14 protein-coding genes are annotated in these 22,891 nt (G+C 49.9%); 2 read left to right on the top strand and 12 right to left on the bottom strand.

The genetic code is table 11. The features are described 5' to 3' along the window. Window positions 1-55: 55 nt before the first annotated feature. The 8 genes from NF212_RS20925 to ebgR all read right to left on the bottom strand — a co-directional run bounded on the left by NF212_RS20925 (window position 56) and on the right by ebgR (window position 14,029). The gene (locus NF212_RS20925) at window positions 56-1,756 is read right to left on the bottom strand and encodes a solute:sodium symporter family transporter (protein WP_434362880.1); all 1,701 of its coding nucleotides are present in this window, start codon (window positions 1,754-1,756) and stop codon (window positions 56-58) included. 129 nt (window positions 1,757-1,885) lie between these two features. Further along, on the bottom strand, window positions 1,886-2,872 hold the full coding sequence (iolG, locus tag NF212_RS20920; protein ID WP_434362878.1) for an inositol 2-dehydrogenase: 987 nt from the start codon (window positions 2,870-2,872) through the stop codon (window positions 1,886-1,888). A gap of 566 nt (window positions 2,873-3,438) precedes the next feature. Beyond that, window positions 3,439-5,373 carry a 3D-(3,5/4)-trihydroxycyclohexane-1,2-dione acylhydrolase (decyclizing) gene (iolD, locus tag NF212_RS20915; protein WP_434362877.1) on the bottom strand — a complete coding sequence of 645 codons (1,935 nt, stop codon included), beginning with the start codon at window positions 5,371-5,373 and terminating at the stop codon, window positions 3,439-3,441. Between the two features lie 388 nt (window positions 5,374-5,761). After that, on the bottom strand, window positions 5,762-7,324 hold the full coding sequence (locus NF212_RS20910; protein WP_434362875.1) for a methyl-accepting chemotaxis protein: 1,563 nt from the start codon (window positions 7,322-7,324) through the stop codon (window positions 5,762-5,764). Window positions 7,325-7,582: 258 nt separating this feature from the next. After that, window positions 7,583-9,025 carry an amino acid permease gene (locus tag NF212_RS20905; protein ID WP_434362874.1) on the bottom strand — a complete coding sequence of 481 codons (1,443 nt, stop codon included), beginning with the start codon at window positions 9,023-9,025 and terminating at the stop codon, window positions 7,583-7,585. Window positions 9,026-9,129: 104 nt separating this feature from the next. After that, on the bottom strand, window positions 9,130-9,582 hold the full coding sequence (locus NF212_RS20900; protein WP_434362873.1) for a beta-galactosidase subunit beta: 453 nt from the start codon (window positions 9,580-9,582) through the stop codon (window positions 9,130-9,132). After that, window positions 9,583-12,684: a beta-galactosidase subunit alpha gene (gene ebgA, locus NF212_RS20895; protein WP_434362871.1), complete on the bottom strand. Its 3,102-nt coding sequence runs from the start codon at window positions 12,682-12,684 to the stop codon at window positions 9,583-9,585. It abuts the gene before it with no gap. Between the two features lie 346 nt (window positions 12,685-13,030). After that, window positions 13,031-14,029, bottom strand: coding sequence for a transcriptional regulator EbgR (gene ebgR / locus NF212_RS20890; protein WP_434362870.1), 999 nt, complete (start codon window positions 14,027-14,029; stop codon window positions 13,031-13,033). Between the two features lie 284 nt (window positions 14,030-14,313). Between ebgR and NF212_RS20885 the strand changes: the two genes are divergently transcribed. Further along, window positions 14,314-15,873, top strand: a complete 1,560-nt coding sequence (locus NF212_RS20885) for an ABC transporter substrate-binding protein (RefSeq protein WP_434362869.1) — start codon at window positions 14,314-14,316, stop codon at window positions 15,871-15,873. Window positions 15,874-15,914: 41 nt separating this feature from the next. Beyond that, entirely contained in the window at window positions 15,915-18,842 is a 2,928-nt protein-coding gene (locus NF212_RS20880; protein ID WP_434362868.1) for a methyl-accepting chemotaxis protein, read from the top strand. Between the two features lie 464 nt (window positions 18,843-19,306). On the opposite strand, the gene NF212_RS20875 is transcribed toward NF212_RS20880, so the two are convergent. The 4 genes from NF212_RS20875 to glcF form a co-directional block, all read right to left on the bottom strand. Continuing rightward, window positions 19,307-20,551 (bottom strand): RNA polymerase sigma factor, encoded by a 1,245-nt coding sequence (locus NF212_RS20875; protein WP_434362867.1) that lies wholly within the window; start codon window positions 20,549-20,551, stop codon window positions 19,307-19,309. 1 nt (window position 20,552) lies between these two features. Next, window positions 20,553-20,903: a YciI family protein gene (locus NF212_RS20870; RefSeq protein WP_434362865.1), complete on the bottom strand. Its 351-nt coding sequence runs from the start codon at window positions 20,901-20,903 to the stop codon at window positions 20,553-20,555. Between the two features lie 276 nt (window positions 20,904-21,179). Beyond that, window positions 21,180-21,566: a VOC family protein gene (locus NF212_RS20865; protein ID WP_434362864.1), complete on the bottom strand. Its 387-nt coding sequence runs from the start codon at window positions 21,564-21,566 to the stop codon at window positions 21,180-21,182. Between the two features lie 106 nt (window positions 21,567-21,672). After that, the gene (gene glcF, locus NF212_RS20860; RefSeq protein ID WP_434362863.1) at window positions 21,673-22,881 is read right to left on the bottom strand and encodes a glycolate oxidase subunit GlcF; all 1,209 of its coding nucleotides are present in this window, start codon (window positions 22,879-22,881) and stop codon (window positions 21,673-21,675) included. Window positions 22,882-22,891 lie beyond the last annotated feature (10 nt).

Genomic DNA, 22,891 nt, shown 5'->3' with positions numbered 1-22,891 from the left:
ACATCCAGCAATAAAACGCCCCGGTACCGTTACCGGGGCGTTTATTTTCCAACTTTTAGCCTTGTTTTTGTGTGCGCATTGACGCACGCGGGCTATTCATCAATTCACGTCCAATGGACCAGAACACATAAGCCAGGGACGCAACGGCAAACACGTAATAGCCGGTCATCACCCAGCCCGGTACGTTATGCGCCAGATAGACATACATGGAGACGGAACCCAGCGCGATAAGCAGGGAAACCGGCTTGACCATTGACCAAGGCTTGATATCCACCTGCTCGGTATACACCTCTTCGTAGGCCTCTTGCGGGTAGAAATACCCGACAACCAACATAAAGACGATGTTACCGGCAAACAGCAGACCAACAAGGTGGAAGAAATGGATATCCACTTTCACCACAAAGTTAAACAGGATATAAGCTGACATACCGAACAGCAGGCCGAGCTTGGCGGCAATGGCGGGAACTCGTTTGGTAAGCAGGCCGACCATCACCACACTCAGAATGGGGGCGTTGAAGATGCCCTGAAGCTGTTGGATAAGGTAGAAAAGGCCGTCCGGCGCATTTGCCACCAGCGGGGCAACAATCATCGACACCACCGCAAGGCCAAGGCCGAGGTATTTACCCAGCGCCACCGTCTGGGCTTCTGTTGCATCCGGCTTGAGGCTCTTTTTGAAGATGTTGACGGTAAACAGCGTGACAGAGGAGTTCAGGCCGCCACTGAAGGTAGAGAACACCGCCCCCACAACAACCGCTGCAAAGAAACCAACCAGCATTTCCGGCAGCACAAGCTCTACCAGCATCGGGTAGGCATTGTCCGGGTTATCGATTTGCCCCTGGAAAATATGGAAAGCAATGATACCCGGCAGGATGATGATGGTCGGGATAACCAGTTTAAAAAAGGCACACAGCAGTACGCCCTTCTGGCCTTCAGCAAGGTTCTTCGCACCCAGTGCTTTTTGCACAATCGACTGGTTGGTACACCAGAAGAACAGGTTGGAAACGACAAGGCCGGTAAACAAGGTTGAAAACGGTACCAGCGAGTCTTCATCACCAATGGAGTTAAACTTCTCCGGGTTGTGTTGGTAGACTTCCGCCAAACCGCTCAAAATGTTGCCATCACCCACGTAGGCAAGGGCGAACAGCGTTACCATCAGGCCACCGGTAATCAGACCGACACCGTTGATGGTATCCGCCACTGCAATTGCCTTAATACCGCCGAAGACCGCATAAACGGCACCCAGTCCTCCCACTCCCCACACCATGATCCAAAGCGCGGTCGTCTTGTCGACATTGAACACGTCGGACACCTGGAACAGGCTTTCCAATGCAATCGCGCCGGTATAAAGCACGATGGGCAGAAGGGAGATAACGTACATACCAAGGAACAGAATGGATGTAATGGTCAGGGTCTGCTTGTCAAAGCGCTTTTCAAGATACTCGGGGATAGTGGAGATACCGAGCTTGAGGTAGCGGGGCAGAAAGAAAATTGCAAACAGCACAATGGCCATCGCTGCCATCACTTCCCACGCCATCACGATAAAGCCGGTGCGGAAAGACAAGCCATTCAAGCCAACCAGGTGTTCGGTGGAAAGGTTCATCAGCAGCATGGAACCACCGATATACACGCCGGTCAGCGAGCGTCCGCCAAGAAAATAACCTTCGGCAGAATCAGTCAGGTGAGCATTTTTGGTTTTGTAATACGCAAAGCCTGCAACAAACAGGGTAAAGCCGAGAAACGAAATAAACGCCAGCATAACGTCCTCCTGATTTTCGTTTGCATCATGCTTGCGGCAACGGGTGCAACCCCGTTTCCGGAAAGATTGGATTTGAAACTCGTCAGAAAAAAGCGGAGCGGCGGGTTGCCGCTCCAAAATGACGGAAGATTACAGTTTGATTTCTTTGCCCGTGGCGAGTGATTCAAAGGCCATGTCAGCCAGGCGGAGTGCCTGTTCGCCGTCATAACCGCTGCACTCTGGTGCTGCGCGGCCTGCCAGCACATCAACAAAGTGGTTCCACTCAGCCTTGTAGGCAGCGTTGTAGCGCTGCAGGAAGAAGTGCTCCGGTTTCGCGGCAACACATCCGGCTTCACCCCATTGCTCTACCTGATCTTCGAGCATGTTTTTCGCCGTGAGAAGACCTTTGGCACCATGCAATTCGATACGCTGGTCATATCCATAACCGGAGCGACGGCTGTTGGAAATGGTCGCCATCGCGCCGGATGGGAATTTCATCACAATAAAGGCGGTATCAATGTCACCGGCCTGGCCGATTTCAGGGTCAACCATGTTGCTGCCCTGTGCATACACAGAGACAGGATCCTCACCCATAATAAAACGTGCCATGTCGAAATCGTGGATGGTCATGTCGCGGAACATGCCACCGGAGACTTTCACATAGTAGGCAGGCGGTGGAGACGGATCGCGGGAGGTGATAATCAGCGATTCAGCCTGGCCGATGGCACCGGCGCTCAGCATCTCACGTACTTTGCGGAACTGCGGGTCATAACGGCGGTTAAAGCCCACAAACAGCGGGACGTTGAACTCCTTCACGGTCGCCAGGCATTCACGGACTCGCTCAATATCCAGGTGGACCGGCTTTTCACAGAAAATGGTTTTACCGGCTTTGGCGGCCATCTCAATCAGCTCTGCATGGGTGTCAGTAGCTGACGCGATCAGTACGCCATGAACATTCGGGTCAGCCATTGCTTCCTGCACAGACTGAACCTTGGCGCCATATTTTTCTGCCAGTGAATTTGCACCTTCCTGGTACGGGTCAATCACGGAATAGAGAGAAGTTTCCTTGTGTTCAGCGATGTTAACCGCATGAACCTGGCCGATACGGCCTGCACCAAACAATGCGATATTGTACATAAGGGCTCCTTGGAACCGGCTCTTAGCCGGCAGAAGTTTCTGGACTCCCCCATTTAACGGAAACACTTCAGGGGTTTTCCACAAACAGAATTCAACCGAGTTGACAGGATTTTTCGAACAGGATTAATCAATTACCTAATCGATGACGGGAATATACCAAGTGAAATGTACATTTCACATATGCCATGAAATGAATATTTTATTTTTGTCGCAGGAGTATCATTTTTTAACCGGAAGACAGCAAATCCTGTCACTGCGATCACGAAATACATCCGAGTCGAGGCAGGCATAACCATCAGAAATAACTGGGGTTAAACGAGTATGAAAACTCGATAAATTGCTCAAACCCCAGGACTATTCGATGCAATTTGCGTAAACATCATCTGCAACATGAAGTGAAACAAATATTTCGTTTTATTCCGATGACAGAGGACAAAGGCGCAAACACATAGAGATGACGGAAGAGAAAAGAGGAAAGATTGAAGAAAGAAGCAAGTGGCAAGTTGACAAAGGAACAGACCGAAAAGGGAGCAGCCTGAAAGCTGCCCCCACTCGGTAAAAATGTATCAGTACTGGCGAGCCTTGGTAGCAAGCACCTGCTTAATACCCTCAGCAGCAGCCACAATTTCCGGCTTGTCTGCCACCTGTGCAGTACCGGTGCGCCACCACGCCTCATAACCGTGAGTCATCGTTTTGGGCAACACTTTGATGTCAACCAACACCGGACCGGCTTGCAGTTTTGCCTCTTCCAGCGCGGCGACCAGTTCTTCCTCCGTATGGACGGAATAAGCCTTACAGCCATAGCTTTCTGCATTTTTGGCAAAATCGACCTTCACTAACGGGCCGGTCATCTTGCCAGTTTCCGGATCGCGGTGGCGGTTTTCCGTACCGTAACTTCCCATCCCCTGGCTCATTTGCAGGTTGTTGATACAGCCAAAGCTTGCGTTATCAAACAGCAGAAGCGTAATTTTAGTGCCTTCCTGAACGGCGGTTTGCAACTCGGAATGAAGCATCATGTATGAGCCGTCACCCAACATAGCGTAAACGGGCTGATCCGGGCGGGCGAGCTTGGCACCCACAGCGGCGGCAACCTCATAGCCCATGCAGGAATAGCCGTATTCCATATGGTAAGTGTCCGGTGTTTTCGGGCGCCATACTCGCTGCAGATCTCCCGGCAATGACCCGGCCGCCCCAACCACAATGGCATCATCTTCGAGGTATTTATCCATCACCCCAAGCACCCGCGTCTGCGCAAGCTGGGTAGAAAGGGTTGCGGCATACTCACCCAATTTGTCATCCAGATGGCCCGCCACTTCCGGTACAAAACCGTCACCAACTCGAAGACTGAAAAGTCGCTCAAGCTCAGCATTCCAGGCACTTCTGGCATCAGTAATCTCGTTGCCGTAACCGCTATGGTATCCCGTTGCCTGCAGTATTTCTGACAACGCTTCCAGCGCAGTGCGCGCATCTGCCACCACAGGGACGGCATCGAGTTTGAAGGCATCAAATTCGGCCACATTAATGGTGAGGAATTCCACATCTGGGTTCTGGAACAACGACTTGGATGCGGTTGTGAAATCCGTAAAGCGGGTACCCACGCCAATCACCAGATCCGCTTCCTTGGCAATCAGGTTGGCTGCCAGACAACCGGTTGTCCCTACCCCGCCGCAGTTGAGGGGATGTTCCGCCACTATGGCACTCTTCCCGGCCTGGGTTTCCCCAAACGGAATATTAAAGGTTTCAGCAAATTGCCTGAAGGCGTCATGGGCTTCGGAATACCGGACGCCACCGCCGCACACCAGCATCGGCTTTTTCTTGCGGCGGATCAGTTCAACCGCATCAGTCAGCATGGCTTCTGTCGCCGGACGACGCTCTATCCGGTGGACGCGTTTTTTAAAGAAATATTCCGGGAAGTCGTAGGCTTCACCCTGCACATCCTGCGGCAGGCAGATGGTCACTGCGCCGGTATCAGCCGGATCAGTCAGTACGCGCATGGCGTTGATCATGGCCGTCATCAGTTGCTCAGGGCGGGAAACACGATCCCAATAGCGTGAGACCGGACGGAAGCAGTCGTTGGTACTGATTGAGCAGTCATGGTACTGCTCGACTTGCTGCAACACGGGATCCGGCTGGCGGGATGCAAAGAGATCACCCGGCAGGAACAGGACGGGAATCCGGTTGGCGGTTGCTGTCGCAGCGGCAGTCACCATGTTCGCCGCACCGGGCCCGACGGAAGACGTTACCGCATAAATCTTTTTCCGTTTTTGCTGTTTGGCAAATCCCATGGCGATATGTGCCATGCCCTGTTCGTTACAACCCTGGTGGACGATCAAGTCCCCGGCATCCTGTTCCAGGGCTTGCCCCAGGCCAACAACATTACCGTGACCAAATATCGTCAATACGCCGTGGACAAATTTATGCTCCTGCCCGTCAACATCCACATACTGTTGATTCAGGAACTTCACCAATGCCTGTGCCGTGGTCAGTTTGAGTGTACCCATATCCAAACTCCGAAATACGCTATGTCCTATCAGGGGGTTCACAAGGATTCGACCCGCCCCCAGCCTTAATTTTGTCACTATATGAAATTAACATTTCACCACAACCACAAAATGAAATATTTACATCCTTTTGTGAGCATGCCGAAATTTCTGTTTCAAACTCCGATGAAAACAATTTCAAATAGTCGTAAAACCGTGATGGTACGCAGCCCCGGGCCTTGTTATGTTTCGTTGAAGATTAGATTGGCGTGTTAACCAGAAAAAGGGACGGGTAAGGGAATCACAAAAGGAATGATGGAAAAGCTGTTGAAGCAGGCAAGTCAGCACCGGGCTCCGGCACTGACATTTTCCTTTGATTCACCAAGAATAGGTAAAAGTTAAAGCAGAGCTATTTTCTTTCAAATGCTGTCTGCATTGATTCAAGCTGAGCTACCAGGTCAAGCAACTGGTGGCTTGCACGGGCAGTTTGCTCAGAAGCGGCAAGGTTTTCAGCTGATAAATCCCGGATCTTCCCTATTCTTACCTGTTGGTTATTCACTGTATCAGACTGGCGGTTGCAGGCTTGCGTTACCTCCCTGCAATGGGAAGAAATGCCTGAAATAGTATCGCTGAGCAACCTGAACGCATCACCGGCTTCTTTGGCTACTTCAACACCGTTAACGGCAAATTCCCGGCTTTTTTCCATCAACCCGACAGTGCGTTTCACCGACTCCTGCACTTTATTGATGGATGCCCGGATCTCCTCAGTAGATGCCTGGGTTTTAATAGCCAGCGAGCGTACCTCATCTGACACGACAGCAAAACCTCTCCCCTGATCCCCGGCACGGGCTGCTTCAATAGCCGCATTCAATGCCAGAAGGTTCGTTTGGTCTGCAATATCACTGATTACCGTGACCACCTTGCCAATATCCTGTGTGAACTGCTGCAGTTCTTCAGAAGCCACCACCGCACTTTCAACACTGTCGGACAAGGATCCAATCTCCCGGACGGTCTGGTTGATGCTGCCCTGCCCTCTCTCGGTCTGGGACGTTGCCGTCAGGCTGGCTTCGCGGGTCTTGTTGGTCAAGTCGAGCACGTTGCTACTGGCTTCAGACAAAAAGTCGATATCTTTGACGACTTCATCAGTTTCCAGATTCTGCTGGTTAACGCCCTCACTTGCAGCCTGGATCGCGTTGTCTGTCAGGTTAATGGAGTGCCTGATTGTTTCTGTGATATCCCCCAGCCTGCCAAGCACTGTGCGGTTGTGGGCCTCTTGCATTTTTGCTGCCAGCTCAATTTCACCGAATTCATCCATGCTGGAGCAGTAGACCAACTGGATAAGCGGATTGCTCGCAACTTTTCGGGAAGTTTGTAATAACTCGTGAATACGTTTGGCGTACACAAGCCCTCCTGCCCCCGCAACGGCAAATGCTCCCAGCGCAGCAGCAATGGTGGAGATTTCACTGCCACTCCACACCAGGTATCCGGTAAGGCCGGTCACCGCAGCTCCCCAAGCTATAGTCAACTGGCTGATGCGGGATTTCACTTTCAGGTATCGAGCTGCCCGGCGAGTGAAGAAAATGGGGTATAGGCGCTCAGCCCGTTCAACCAGTTCCCGGGAAGGCTTAACCCGGACTGACTGGTAACCGACTTTCTTGCCGTTTTCGTAAAGTGGCGTGACATAGGCGTCTACCCAGTAGTGGTCGCCGTTTTTACAGCGGTTTTTTACTACCCCCCGCCAGGGCTGGTCTTTGTCGAGTGCCTGCCACAGGTTGGCAAACGCTGCCGGGGGCATATCCGGATGACGGACGATACTGTGGGATTCCCCTACAAGTTCGCCCTCTTCGTAGCCCGCTACCTGGCAAAAGAACTCATTGGCATAGGTAATATTGCCCTTGAGATCCGTGGTTGAAATCAGTTGTCGGTCACCTGAATAATCAACTTCCCTGCCGGTTACATGTCTTTGCTGCATGCTTACCTCTGTCCATGGGTCATTTCAACCGGTTATTTTAATCCCTAATTGGCATTCCCCCCCAATTTTCCACTCTGTAAATTAGTCTAATAGTGTCAATATTTTTACCAAAATGTGAACGAGAGCCTTGATGGTTAACAAAAAAATGCATGATGTGTTGGCAGAACTGAACAACCACCACGACCTCGGGCAGTAATGCAAAGATAAAAAAAGTCCGCCGAAGCGGACTTAACGTTGGGGGAATAACTGTCGGATTTATCAGTTCATCGCTTCAGCAGGTTTCATCGCAGAGGCTTCTTCCTCGCGCTCATCCGCTGACAGGGTTTTCTCATATTGGTTGTACTTCCACCAGGCGAAGCCCAGGAAAATCACGATACCGCCTACGTTGTAGAACACGATGGTCATGATGTCAGCACCGGTTGGGAAGGTAGACGCCAGGAAGCCAACAGTGAAGATACCAATCAGGATAGAAACCACGGTGATGCCGGTAGCGCGTGAGCCCATGCGGAAGTCACGTGGCAGGTGGTCCAGTTTCATACGCAGGTTCAGGTAAGCCAGCATGATGAACAGTGGTGGCAGCATTGAAGCCGCAGCCGTCATGTTGATAACGGTGTTCATCAGATCCTGTGCAGTGTCCGAGCCCAGTGTTGGGATAATCATCAGTGGAATAACGATGAAGAACTGAGCCCATGCAGCGCGTGCCGGTACACCGTTTTCGTTCAGCGCAACGGTCTTCTCACCAAAGATACCTTTAGGAATTTCAGCGAAGAAAATCTTCACTGGGGTTGCAGTCCACATCAGCAGGGAACCGAACATTGCCGTGAAGGAAACCATGCCCACAAAGCGGTTCATCATGATTTCAGGCAGGCCGAAGTAACGGGCCAGACCTTCGAATACCTGCACTGAGCCACCGGTGAACTTCAGTTCTGCGCTTGGTACGAACACGTTAATCAGTACAGAAGAAACTGAGTACAGAACACCGATAAACAGGCCGGCCAGGATGATGACCTTAACGAATGACTTGTGCCCGCCTTTGATGTCGTTAACGTAAACCGCGACAGATTCCGCACCGCCAGCAGCCATGAAGATCCAGGTAGTAATACCCAGGAAGGCCCAGCTGAAATCAGGGGTCATCGCTTCAACAGTGATTGGGTCAGCAGGCTGTACACCGCCTACCAGCGCAGCACCGGCCAGAATGATGTAAGACATGGTCAGCAGCAGCATGAAAGACGAGGTCACCGAGGTGATAGGACCCAGCATCTTCGCACCATTGGTCGACACGTAAGTGGCGAATGCAAAGAGAATGGTACTCAGTGCTGTGGTTGCCATCGGTGTCAGGATGTACTCGTAGCCAAGGAATGCGTATGACGCGTAGGCGATAACGCGCGGCAACAAAGAGGTAAAAAAGAACAGGTTCACGAACCAGTAGGTGTATGCCGAGATAAATGCCCAGCGGCCGCCCAGTGAGCTTTTCACCCAAGCGTAAACACCGGCCTCTGAATCTTTGTTGAGGGAAACAAATTCAGCAATGATCAAACAAAACGGAATGAAGTAAAAAATGGTGGCAATAAAGAACATCGGTGCAGAAGACAGGCCGATCTCAATATTGTTGTTGATAACGTTGTTGAAGCTGTAGACCGCAGCAAAGGTCATGGACAGCAGTCCGAACTTGCCTATCGTATTACGTTTTGATTCAGACATGAGGCACTCCTGTGAATCACGTTTTATTGTAGGGTGGGCGATCAGGTTCACCGACCGCCCTTATTGTTTTAATCAGGTACCGGCCTTAACCGGCGCCGAGGGCTTTATTTATTGAGGAAGTATCCGTCTTCGATGGTCACTTTCAGCACCACCTTTCGCACCCGGTTGTCACCGTGGAAGCGGTAGGCTTTGTTGGTATCAAATATCAGTACCTGGCCTTCCCCGACTTCAACTTTTTCACCGGTACCGGTGAAATACTCGCGGTCGGTTTCATCCTGATAGGCCTGCACATTGGTAAGTGCTTCCTTATCTGCTACCTCAATGGTCTCGTGACCGTCGAGGTAGTAAATTACGTCGAGGTATCGGCGGGTGCCGACGAAACGTTCTGTCTCTTTCGCTACCCCGTCCTCCACCATGTACACCAGTGAATCACCGATGGAATGGAACACGCCGTCACGGATATTGCCGGTATTGGCAATGGCTTCTGCACAACGCTGCCATTTACGGCCGTTCCGGTAGACGGTCTTGAACTGGTTCAGGCTTTCTAGCACTTGCATTTACTTGTCTCCGTCCAGGATGCTGTCGGTACCGAACTCACCGAAACGGTGGTTGGCATGGATGGCTGTGCCGCCGTTGCCCTTATTAAATGGCATCAGGGTCAGGCCGTAGCGGAAGTCCTCCATGTACACACGGTAGGAATCCAGTACCTCAGAGCCCCAGGAATTTGAACCCAGCCCCATCACTTTGTGGTCAAGGTTCAGGGTGATGTAACCACTCTTCTCCAGTTCATTGGTATGCTGGGCGTCATGCAGGTTCTGACGGGTGTAATGCCAGGCGCTGACATTCAGGGTGTCAGCCGGTTTCACCAGAAGCCCCTTGCCATGGCGGTCCGTCAGGGAAACCCAACGCACGTCCTGCCGGTTGCCGTTGTTCTGCGGGAACGGGTAGTTTTCAAACATGTTGCTGACCGTGGTCTTAAACACATCCACCACGTTCGCGTACTTGCTGTCTTGGTAGTTTTCACCCGGGCCGCGGCCGTAGTATTCGACCATTTCAAAGGCATTGTTGATGCCGAGATCCAGGCCGATACAAGGGATAACATGCGGATAGTCACCGTACTTCTCGCCGGACAGGGTCAGGTTTACCTGGCCTTGTGGGCAGATCTCAAACCGGTAGGTGCAGCGCATACCAAAGTCATAAACCGGCGGCGCAATGATTGAGCGGACGGTCACCACCACTTTGCCGTCGCACTCTTCCACATCCAGCGCGCGGAAATGCTCCTGCAGGATTTGAAGGTGTGCCGGATGCCAGAGGCCTTCGTATTCCTGCTTGTGGTTGTCGACCATCGGTTTGAAGAAGTTCAGCTCTGGTGCGCTTGCGATGATGTCCACACCTCCACTCACCCAAGAGGTCAGCTTGCCGTTAACCTTTGAGAAGGTCAGCGTGAAGTCGTTGCCTTCCACGCTCAGCACCAGTCGCTCATCACGCACTTTCAGGCCGCAGGCATTGTGGTTGGTGTACTCCGGCAGGGACTTGGTGTCCTCTTTCACCTGGAACTGGAAAATACCCAGTTCATGGTTCGCTTCGCTGTAGGCTGTGCGGCTGTCTTTGCGGATAACCACGCTCATAAAGACTTCACGTCCGTCCAGCTCAGGGACAGTCACCTCGATATCACGGCGCTCACCGACCTGGACGTTTTCAGGCTTGATGAAATACTGGGCCAGTGTTTCGCCTTCGGCACGCAGGGTGACATCCAGCGTGATATCACTCAGATCTGAGTACCAGTATTTGTTTTCGACGGTAAAACGGCCGTTGGCTGCATCCAGATCGAACACCTTCACCGGACAGATAACCTGCTTGTATTCACGCAAGCCAGGCCCAGGTGTCTGATCCGGATAGATCAGGCCATCCATACAGAAGTTGTAATTGTTCGGGTAGTCACCGTAGTCACCGCCGTACTTGTAGACATCCTGACCCTTTTCATCACGCGCCAGGATACCGTGGTCACACCATTCCCAGACGTAATGGCCCTGAATGCAGTCGTGCTTGTAGAACACATTCTGGTATTCAGTCAGGCCGCCCGGGCCGTTCCCCATAGCGTGTGCGTATTCACAGATGATGCGTGGCTTGTGATGAGGGTGCTCACCAAAGTAGTTCATCAGCTGGGCACGGGAATACATGGTGCTGATAACATCCACTACTTCCGCATCGCGGTCTTCTTCGTAGTGGGTCAAGCGGGTATCATCCAGTGCCTTGGCGGCAGCATTCATTGAGCGGATATTGCAGCCGTAGCCGGACTCGTTACCCAGCGACCACATAACGATAGACGGGTGGTTTTTCTGGGCGTGGATATGGCGTTCAATGCGCTCGACAAAAACGTGTTCCCAGGCCGGGTCATCCGTAATTGCGCTCAGGTTGCCAATATTGGCAAAACCGTGGGTTTCCACATCTGTTTCAGCCATCACAAACAGGCCGTAGACGTCGCAGAGTTCATAGAAGCGCGGGTCATTCGGGTAGTGGGCTGTGCGCACCGAGTTAATGTTGTGCTGCTTCATCAGAATCAGGTCTTTTTCGACACGATCCATCCCCATGGCACGGCCTTTCATGTGGTCGTTGTCATGGCGGTTTACACCGTGGAGCATCACATACTGGTTGTTGATATAAAACAGGCCGTCACGCACCTTGATATCGCGGAATCCGACACGCTGTGGGATGACTTCCAGGATTTCACCGGCGCTGTCCCGAAGGGTTATCACCAGGGTGTAAAGGTAAGGATTCTCCGCATTCCACTGGTGAGGCTGGTTCATATCGATGGCAAAAGCGGTGTTTGCGGCATCGGCCACAGACAGGTTTGCCACTTCCCCTTCAGCCACACATGAAGCGCCGTCATACAGCGCATAACCGAGTGACAGGCCGGAAGTTTCGCCATCGGCAAGGTTTTCCAGTTCAACTGCACAGTTCAGGGTTGCGCTGACGTAACTTTCATCAAAGTCGGTGCGAACAGTAAAGTCGCGAACATGTACCGGATTTTTACCTACCAGATAGACATCGCGGAAGATGCCACCCATCCACCACATGTCCTGGTCTTCAATATAGGTAGAATCTGCCCACTGCATAACGCGGACTGAAAGCAGGTTCTCGCCGGTGGTAACGAATGCCGAAATATCAAATTCTGCAGTCAGGCGGCTGCCTTTGCTGAAACCGGCGTAATTGCCGTTCACGTAAACTTCGAAATAGGTTTCTACGCCATCAAACTTGATGATGGTCTGCTTGTTTTCCCAGCCTTCACTCAGGGTAAACGTACGCTGGTAAGCGCCGGTCGGGTTATCCGTCGGTACGAATGGGACATCAATAGGGAAAGGGAAACCTTCATCGGTGTATTGGAGGTTACCATGGCCTTCCATCTGCCACATGTTTGGCACGGTGATCTTGTCCCAGCCATTCATCGGCTCACGGTAAAACTCATCCGGTACCAGCAGAGGGTTTGCGAAAAAGTTGAATGTCCACTGGCCGCTCAACAGCATAAAGCGGCTGCTCAGCTCGCGCTGGAAGGTTTTGGCGGTTTCTTCGTTGTCATAGGAGAAAAAGTAGGCGCGGGGAGCCAGACGGTTCTCGCTTTGCAGGGCCAGATTTTCCCAGTTATTGGTCTTTGTATTCACGATGCCTCCAAGACACCTGTTCCTTTTGTTATGACCAATTTTAGTAAAACATTTAGTTAAACAAATCGGTTAAATTTTGCTTTTTTAACTTGATCACATGCCCTTGTTTTAACCTGTGAAGCTCTCGGCAAAATACACCCGGATTCGCCTGAATTTAGGCGATCACCATCATGTTTTTTAATAAAGGTAAAATTCAATAAAACCAGTTAAAACAAGCACATTTAGAACGTGTTATAGATTTCAAATAACGGAAAGAAGAACAGAATGGAGCCAATGAGAGGGGGAACTATGACGCCTGAAACAAAAAAGCCCGCTCAAATGGCGGGCGGGTTAGTTGAGCAAAGCTTTACGCTGCTTTGGTGGTTCCGCGCAGAATAAGTTCACTCGGCACAAACACGTTAAGGGGTGTCGTACGATTGTCCCGGCAGCGTTCCACCAGCAGGTTGACCCCCTGGCACCCCATCAGCTCAGAATGGATACGAAACGTTGAAAGGGACGGTACCGTAAACTTTGCTGTAGGGATGTCGTTCACACTGAGCAGGGAAATATCGTCAGGAATACGCAGGCCTTTTTCGTGAATTGCGCGCAACACACCGATAGCAATGGAGTCAGAAGCAACAAACAGCGCCTGCGGATAATCCCCATCCAGCATAGTTTTAGCAAGCTCATACCCGGACTGGCTGGTAAAGTTACCGCGCAGAATATCTGACTCAGCCACTACCCCTTTCAGGCCACCATATTCTGCAAATGCCTGCTCACGGATATCGGGGGTTTCATGGCTGTCCTGCCCGCCGATATACCCGATGCGCCCGTACCCTTGGTCAATGAAAAAATTCACCACTTCTTTGGCAATGCGGGTCAGGTCGATGTCGACAGAATCCATCGCTTGGCCGTAATCGGTATGGTCTATATAGACCAAATGAGGCGTCAGGCGGCGGACATCTTCAATGGTTTCTGGTGAAGCCAGGGATACAACCAACGCGCCGTCCACCAGCTTGTCAATGTGGTCCAACTCGCCTGAGTAGCAAGTTTCAAGATCGACCCCCAAGGCCTTGCACTGGGTTTCAATACCGTGGCGAATAGCGAGGTAGTAGGGATCGTTAAATTCCAAATCCTGGCTGTAATTGAACACAGCGAGGAAACAATGCGTGTTAGCGGCAGCCTTTTTTCGGTTCTCTTTTTTGTGCCGGGAGCCCGCCGGGGTGTATTCCAGCTTTTCTGCTATCTCGATAATCCGGCGCTTGGTTTCTTCTTTCACGCTCAGCGTCGGATCTTCGTTCAGAATGCGTGAGACTGTCGCCAGGGAAACACCGGCTTCCTGCGCAATCTCTTTCAGTGTTGCCATTTATCCTCCAAACCCTTTAGCTCCCTTTCTTGGTGAAAGCCATCCGGGCAGCCTAATCCCTTAAAGGTATCCTTGGTAAAACTCAAAATTACTCTAACGATTTTTACTAAAATTTACTACCAGTGGAAATCACGTATTTTGTTTCGGGTTTTTACTGCCTTTTCAGAGGCTCAGCCTACATAGCCCAGAATCTTTTCTACACTGAAACTAAGTGTGCCAAATATGTTTCACATGATTCATGTTTATTACATGGGTGTTGCGTATCATCTAGGGGAGGTTAATGTATGCGTGCTGCGGTCCTGGCTTTATGCATTTCTGTGTGCTCTATTGTCACTGCCAGCGCTGTCGCCGCCCCGGTTCCAGGCTCTCATATCAAAGTATTTATTCCCAGCCTGCCTTACATAGTTGTGTCGCATTCTATTAACGGAGCATTGCTCAAACCAGCCAACAATGAACGTGGCTGGGATTATGACATGGCTACCAACCACGTGAAGGTTGATGAACGGACCTATGAGTTCACCCTGAGAAAAGGTGTCAAATTCCAGGACGGAACCGCATTCAACGCCGATGCTGTTCTTATGAATATGGCTTATTTCAAGAAAAAGCCTTTTCTGTTCACCAAAATAGACTCCGTCTATGACAGGGTCGAGAAAATAGACGATTACACCGTACGCTTTCATCTCAAGGAAAAATACGGACAGTTTTTAAATGATGCTATCTGGATCCAGTTTTATACCGAAACTTACCTGAAAAAGTTTGGCTGGAACGGGAAAGCAACATGTCCCAATCTTGCTGAGGCCGGCCCTTATGGGCTGGGGCCTTACATCTTGAAGGAAGGCTATATCGAAGGGGATAGACAAACTTCGAAGGCAGTATTGGTGGCTAACCCAAATTACTGGAATTCCGATTACCCTAACGTTGAAAAAGTTACGATTTACACCGAGCTTCAATCAGACATTGCGATGGAAATGATCCTCGACAACGAAGGCAAACTGGACATTATGCCCGCACCGTTTTCTGAAAAGGTAAGGGTGAATGATTCTCCATTTACTAACCTGGTTTCCGCACCGTCCACAAACAACATCGCTATTCATATGAATCTTCGCAATGGCAATCAAAAACTGCTGAACAAAGAGGTGCGGGTAGCGCTGAACCGCGCCATCGATCAGTCCAAACTGCTCAGTAAATATTTTGATGGTGAAGGTCAGTTAAAGCCGACACTTGCAGCCCCCCTCTATCCGGGAGTGTCAGAAGTTGTTAAGACCCTGAAGCCCTATTCTGAGGTTCAGGATCCCAAGTCCATCCGAGAAGAACTGAAAGGTATTCTCGACGGGCTTGAGCTTAAGGTGCTCACCCAGGACCGCTTTATGTTTATCTGGAAAGGCATCGCACGTGACCTGAGAAAGGTCGGCGTCTCCCTGAACTTTGAAATCACGTCAAGCGAGAAAGATATATTCAACCAGCTTCTTTCCACCAATGCCGGACAAAATTCTGAGGATTGGGATCTCCTCGTTTGGGGGGATGATGATTGGTATTACAACCATCCCTGGTCAGCTTTCATCGTTTACCGCACCCACAATTACTGGAGCACCATTTTTCCTGATCCAACTCTGGACGGCTACATTGAAGAAATGTTCCGAGAGACGGTGGGAACAGAGCAATTCACAGTCGTTACAGAAAAAATCATGCGTCACGTTTATGACAACGGCTACATGTTGTTCGTACCTGCCCCCAACAAAGTATTGGCGGTTAACAAAGAAGTGGAATACGCCCCATACAGAATGGCAACAATGCCGTTGTGGGAAATTGAAGTTACTGACGAACACTGGTCGGTAAAAAAGTAATAGCCGAGTCTTCTTACTGACAGGCAACGGAGCAGGAAATTATGACCCTGAAAATTCGCGCCAAACTGCTGCTTATTTTTCTACTTGTTGGTTTAGTTCCTGTTCTGGTAATAGGGCAGATTTCATTGTCGCAATCCAGCTCATCTCTGAAAGCCCAGGCGTTCGCCCAGCTTGTTAGTTTGCGGGAGATTAAAAAAAGCCAGATAGAAGGCTATTTCGAACGGGCATTTGACGATATCCGCATCCTGGCGGGAAGTGAAGATGTCAAAAAAATGCGGCGATTACTCAAGTTTTATGAAATTGACGAAGAGGTCCAAAGTGACGAGTCGTTTTTTGTTAACTCCTTTGAATACGAAGAAATCTGGGTCGGGGGATTAACTTTACTTAACTACGTGGATGTTTATGGATATGAAGACCTTTACATAATCACCTCCGACAACGGCCACGTCATATTCAGTGCAACCCGTAACGAGGATCTTGGTGCCAATCTGAAGAACGGCGATTTTGAGGAAAGCGGACTCGCCCAAGTCTGGCGAAAAACGCTTGAAAACCGTGAGGTTGTCATAGAGGACTTTTCCCGCTATATCGAGTTGGATGGCGAACCTGCGGCCTATATCGCCTCCCCGGTAACCAATCTGAGTGGTGAAATAACAGCTGTTGTCGTGTTGCGACTGTCATTGAACACTATCAACAGCATTATGTCCGAACGCACCGGTATGGGTGAAACGGGGGAGACGTACCTTGTCGGGCCAGACAGGCTCATGCGTTCAGATTCCTCTCTCTCTCCTGACACTCACTCAGTGTTAGCATCATTTGTTTCCCCCTCAACCGGCTCTGTTGACACAGTCGCATCCAACGCAGCAATTCTCGGGGAGACAGGTGATGGAATCATCAAAGACTACATGGATACGACCGTGCTATCGGCCTACACCCCCGTAAAGGTTGGCGACGATTCCTGGGCGTTAATCGCCGAAGTTAACGAGTCAGAAGCTTTTGCTCCTGTCACATTATTACGTGAACAGATTGGCTTAATTATCACCATTGCAGTTATTTCGGTGATTACCATTGCCATTCTTTTCACCCGATCGGTTACCGGCCCTATTTCTGAACTTACCCGCAATCTGCTAAAAGCAGCCGAGGACGGTGACTACAGTGTCAGGATGAAAGTACGCAGTTCAGACGAAATTGGCCAATCAGCCGCTGCCGTAAATACACTAATGGAGACAACCCAAACTGCTGTCGTCCAGATTAAAAAGGTAATGGAAAGCTTGGCGAATGGCGACTTCAGCAAAAGAATAGATGCAGAGCTGAAAGGAGACCTGCTTCATATTAAAGATGCGACGAATACATCATTGGAAAATGTTGAGCAAATAGAGCGCAATAAGAAAGAAACTGAAGCACGTTCAAAGCTGATTGTGGAAGAAAACGCCCGGGTAAGGCAAGCGCTGGATAATGTTTCAACCAATACAATGATCACCGATACCAGCCACAACATTATTTATATCAACCGAGCCTCACTGACCATGCTGGAAGAAGCTTCAAATGATTTCGCTGCTTTGATTCCAGATTTTGAAGCTTCAAGTATCCTTGGACAGCCTATAGATATCTTCCACCAACATCCAGAGCTCCAAAGGGAGATTCTCAGTAACCTCTCTGATACACACTATACCGAATTCGCCGTTGGAAACCTTATTATGGGTCTGACCGCCAACCCTATACTCAACAAAAAAGGTGAACGGCTTGGCACCGTAGTGGAGTGGACTGACCGTACCGCAGAAGTGGAAATAGAAAGGGAAATTGACAAAGTTATTGAATCGGCCAGTCGGGGAGACTTTTCAAAACGTGTTTCTGTTGACGGCAAAGACGGTTTCTTCCTCACTTTGACAACAGGGTTAAACAACCTCTCGTCCACAATCGAAGAAGCGGTGATCGATATGCAGCGCATTTTCAGTGCTATGGCTAGAGGTGATCTCACCAAGCGTATTAAACGCGACTATAAGGGCCGGTTAGGCCAGCTTAAAGACGATGCAAACAGCACCAGTGATCGCTTAACTGAAGTCATCGCCAACATTCGTGAAAATGTCTCAACCGTTACCAATTCTTCCAATGAAATAGCCACTGGGAACCGTGACCTCAGTGAACGTACAGAGGCGCAATCCGCTGCGTTACAACAAACCGCCTCCAGCATGGAACAGATGACAGGCACCGTCCGTCAAAGTGCTGAAAATGCCCTTACCGCCAACTCTCTCAGCGAAGCTGCCAGTATAAAAGCCAGGGAGGGAGGAGAGGTCATCTCCCGCACTATCACTGCAATGGAAGATATCAGTGCAGCCAGCGCAAAAATATCCAATATTATCAGTGTTATTGACGAGATCGCTTTCCAAACCAACTTGCTGGCACTAAATGCAGCTGTTGAGGCTGCCAGGGCGGGAGAACAGGGCCGAGGATTTGCCGTGGTTGCCGGCGAAGTCCGAAACCTTGCACAACGCTCAGCATCCGCCGCAAAACAGATAAAAGACCTGATCGAAGACAGCAACCTTAAGGTGGAAGGTGGTGCATCGTTGGTCAATGAGTCAGGAAAGACCCTGACTGAAATAGTCAAAACAGTCGAGGAAGTTCAGCGAAAGATGGCTGAAATCTCTAACGCAGCCCAAGAACAGAGTGTGGGTATTGAACAAGTCAATGAAGTCATTGCGCGCATGGATGCCATGACCCAGCAAAACGCAGCTTTGGTTCAGCAGGCCACGACCGCGAGCGAAACCATGCAGGCTCAGTCAGAAGATATGAGTGAGATAGTTCGCTTCTTTACGATCAAAGATGATAAAGAAGCCCGTTTGGTCCCAGATACAAAACACAGTAAGAAAAAGCGCAAAAATAAAAAAGTAAAAGCTGAGAGTGTCAATACTGAACAGCCGATCTCACCAAGGTTTGATGACTCTGAGGATGGTGAATATTGGCCCAGCTTTTAGCGCGCATCATTTATGTTGGCCCATATACTCATATTAATTCATTTTAATACTAAGATATGCGCATAGATACAATTTATAATTACCAAATCAGGTAAATAAACCTTTTATTAATATCTGTGTTATTAAACACAGCGTAAATATTCAGGAGAGAAAACAAGACAACATGGCTATTTTTATCTGACTGTTTTAATTTTGAAACAGTCAAGTTCTGTTTTGTGATTATAATTCGATTGTAATTTTATTTAATTACATTTAATTCAGAAGTGCAGCTGTGCTTCAACCTATCCGTTTTGCCGGAATCATTCCGGCATTTTTATATATATTAGTAAGTTAGCGATATGATTTTTCAACTCATATCATATGATACCAGTATTAGAACATCTAACTTCAACACCAAGCCATCCCCAGACAACACTAGCCACATATTATTAACATTCCGTTAAGGTAATGACTCTTCCTTGGATTCACAATTTTCTCTTTTTTTGTTTGGACGCATTTTCAATTCTGTCTATTTCCATATCCAGGAATTCGATTTCATTTTTATTTAACACAACTTTTCTCGCTAATAAAAATGCACTTTTAGCGCCATTTAAATCACCTTTCATCTGATATAGATGGCCAAGCGTCGAATAATAATAGGGGTAATTTTTTAACCTTGACTCTAAACCGGTGACTAAAGGCAGCGCCCTTTCAGCACCAGCCACATGGGCGAGCGCAACCGATCTGTTCAGGGACACCACTGGGGACGGATAACGCAGTTCCATCAAATCATAAAACAGCAAAATCTCTTTCCAGTCAGTCAACTCTGGGGAAACAGCCGCTGCATGGATACCCGATATACATGCCTGAAGAAGATAATATCCGGGCTGGCTTCGAGTAAGTGCATGCTGGACCAATGCGTGAGCTTCAGCAATCATTGATTGATCCCACAACTTGCGTTCCTGATTGTCCAGTGACACCAACCGTCCATCCCCATCCCAACGGGCATCGCGGCGGCTGTGGTTGAACAGGCAAAGGGCGAGTAAACCTTGTGTTTCAGGGCGGTCAGGGCAAAGGGTGTTAAGCAGGCGTATCAGGTTAATGGCCTGTTCACAAATACGGTTTTTTAACGCCGGTTCACTCTCTACACCGCCGTAACCCTCGTTAAACATCAAATACAGCATCGCTTTTACCGCACTTTGCCTGCGGGAATCCAAAAAGGGGGCATCCCACTGGACCTCTGCCTGAAACGCCGTATTTTTCAACCTGCTGAGGCGCTTCTCCATGGCGGCATGTGACGTCATAAATGCGCGGGCTAATATCTGTGAAGAGAAACCCGCAATAGCATTGAGTGCCAGCAATACCTGCTGCTCTGCCGACAGAGACTCATGGCTGCAGATAAACATCAGTCTCAGGATATCATCCCGGTAAATTAGCACTTCATCGTCGGTATCATCAGTTGGCAGCTTCCACTCATCGCCTTCTTCAAACGCCACCATACGTTTTTCACGCCGGAAGATATCAATGGCACGGTGCCTTGCAACAGTGAGCAACCAAGCCTCGGGGTGTTCAGGCAACCCACCTTCCGGCCATTGGGTAAACGCCTTGAGCGCAGCTTCCTGCCAGACATCTTCGGCAAGGGAAAAATCCCCGAGATGTCGGTAAAGCGTACCAATCAAGCGGGGTCTTGAGTGCGCTAAAATGTCTTCGATTTGCTCAGGACCTGCCATCCTATAAGCACCATCCTATCGGACGAACTTCCACCTTGTGTTTTTTCAACGGCAGTCCTTTTGCGTATTCTGCTGCCTTTTCAATGGATTCACATTCCACCACATAGTAGCCAAGAAACTGTTCCTTGGTTTCTGCAAACGGGCCATCGGTTACCAGCGGATAGCCGTCTTCATCCGCACTGACTGTGACAGCATCATGCGTTGGCTCCAGACGGGCAGATCCCACAAACTCCCCGGACGCTTCCATTTTCCCGCGCGTGGAGAGGTGCTTTTCAAGCATTTTTTCCCCTTCTTCAGCTGTCATTTCAGAGACAAACTGTTCGCTTCCGTATATCAGCAATGCATATTTCATCCAGTCCTCCTTGGTAAATAGACCCAAACCACTTTAGGGTGCAGGTTTCAGCGAGAGTTGATTGGCTGTCAGTCAAGGTGCTGTTTTGACGATCCAATGGCTATAAAACACGCACCTTGAAGTGATTTGGGTATAACTCCCTGATATTTCACTATAGCGGGATGATCACCCGGTTAGCGTCCTATTCTTTATCCAGTTTGTTTTCTAGGAAAAACCAGAACGCAAAAGAGCCCGGGCTTTTTACGCCTGGGCAAATGGCGGATTAAAGGAAAAATACTAAGACTGTTCGTAAGTGATCAGAGCAATTACTGCGCCTAAAGGATCCTGGATGACTGCAATACGCCCAACTCCCGGGTAATCATCGCAAGGCTTCAGCACTTTGGCTGCCAGACTTTCGGCACGATCTACACAGGCATCAACATCTTCAACCGTAATGTAATTCAGCCAGCTTGGTTCAGATTCTGGTACCGGATTAAAACCGCCTACCGGCATCTCCCCCACTTTTATCACCGAATAAGTCCCTCCGGCTTTCATTGGAACATCTTCGACATTCCAGCCCAGCACTTGCTGGTAAAAGCGCCGTGCTTCGGCGGGATTTTCACTGTTATGTTGTATCCAGCTGGGAGCACCATGGGTTTGCATGGCATTTGGGGCATCACTCATTGTCATCTCCTTGTGTGCAATTTACTTAAGCATGGTCAATTGGCCCAAATAACGTCTTCAACATAAAGACGTGCAGGAAATGACAAAACGGACAAATTGGGGGAATTTATTTGTCTAAAAGTTCGATCCAGTGCCTGACTGGCGTTTCAGTACCGCTGGCCAAATGGAGTTGGCAACCTATGTTTGCGGTAGCGATTACGTCCGGGTCCTCCATGGTCAGGGCTCGAATCTTGTTGGAAAGAAGCTGTTTACTCATTGCCGGTTGCAGCAGCGAATAAGTGCCCGCCGAGCCGCAGCAAAAATGGGAATCGGTCGTCTTCGCGAGAGGTATTCCTGCTTTTTCCAGCACAGCTTCAACGCTTGCAGGCAGTTTTTGCCCATGTTGCAGTGAGCATGGACAGTGGACTGCCACCCGCCCCTCGGCAACTGGAAGGGCAAGTCGCGACAAATCCTCGTCCAGCAGAATTTCACTGAGATCACAGGTTATGTCGCTGATTTTTTCTGCCTTGTTTGAATAATCCCTGTCATGCTTTAGAAGGTGTCCATACTCTTTCACCATGGAACCACATCCGGACGCCGTCATGACAATCGCCTCGGCACCGGCTTCAACCGCTGGCCACCAGGCATCAATATTACGGCGAGCAAAGTCCAGGCCTTCTTCCCTGGCGCTCAGGTGATAGCTTACCGCACCACAACATCCGGCTTTAGGTACCTCCACCAGCGAAATCCCAAGTTTGTCCAGCACCCGCGCAGCAGAGAGATTGGTTTGTGGCGTCGCAGAGGGTTGGGCGCACCCAGTCAGCACAACCATCTTTCGCCTATGGCTGTTTGATGGCCACGGCGATGAAATGTTTTGTTTCTCCGGTACTTTGCGCTTTATCACTTCTGGCAGCAACGGCCGGAAAAGCTGGCCAGCTTTGAGTAAGCTACCGAAAAGACTGGCGTAAGGCAGGATTTTCCGAATCGCCCAGCGTTTAAATTGATCCTCGCGCGTACGGGGAAGCTGCTTCTCCAGCACTGCCCGTCCATAATCCAGCAGCCTGCCGTACTCCACTCCGGATGGGCAGGTTGTTTCACAGCTTCGGCACTGCAGGCACCGGTCCAGATGGACCCGAGTGTTCTCGGTGACCTCTCCACCTTCCAGCAACTGTTTAATCAGGTAAATCCTTCCCCGTGGACCATCACGCTCATCGTGAAGCTCCTGGTAGGTGGGACAGGTCGCCGTACAAAATCCACAATGTACACAACTGCGGAGGATGGCTTCTGCCTCCCGGCCTTCCGGAGTGTGGTGGGCAACATCAAGCTGGGTTTTCATCCATGTGTCT

The sequence above is a fragment of the Parasalinivibrio latis genome, assembly GCF_036825535.1.
Classification (GTDB): Bacteria; Pseudomonadota; Gammaproteobacteria; order Enterobacterales; family Vibrionaceae; genus Parasalinivibrio; species Parasalinivibrio latis.
The sequence above is the reverse complement of the archived record's forward strand: the minus strand, read 5'-3'. Positions and strand labels throughout refer to the sequence as shown.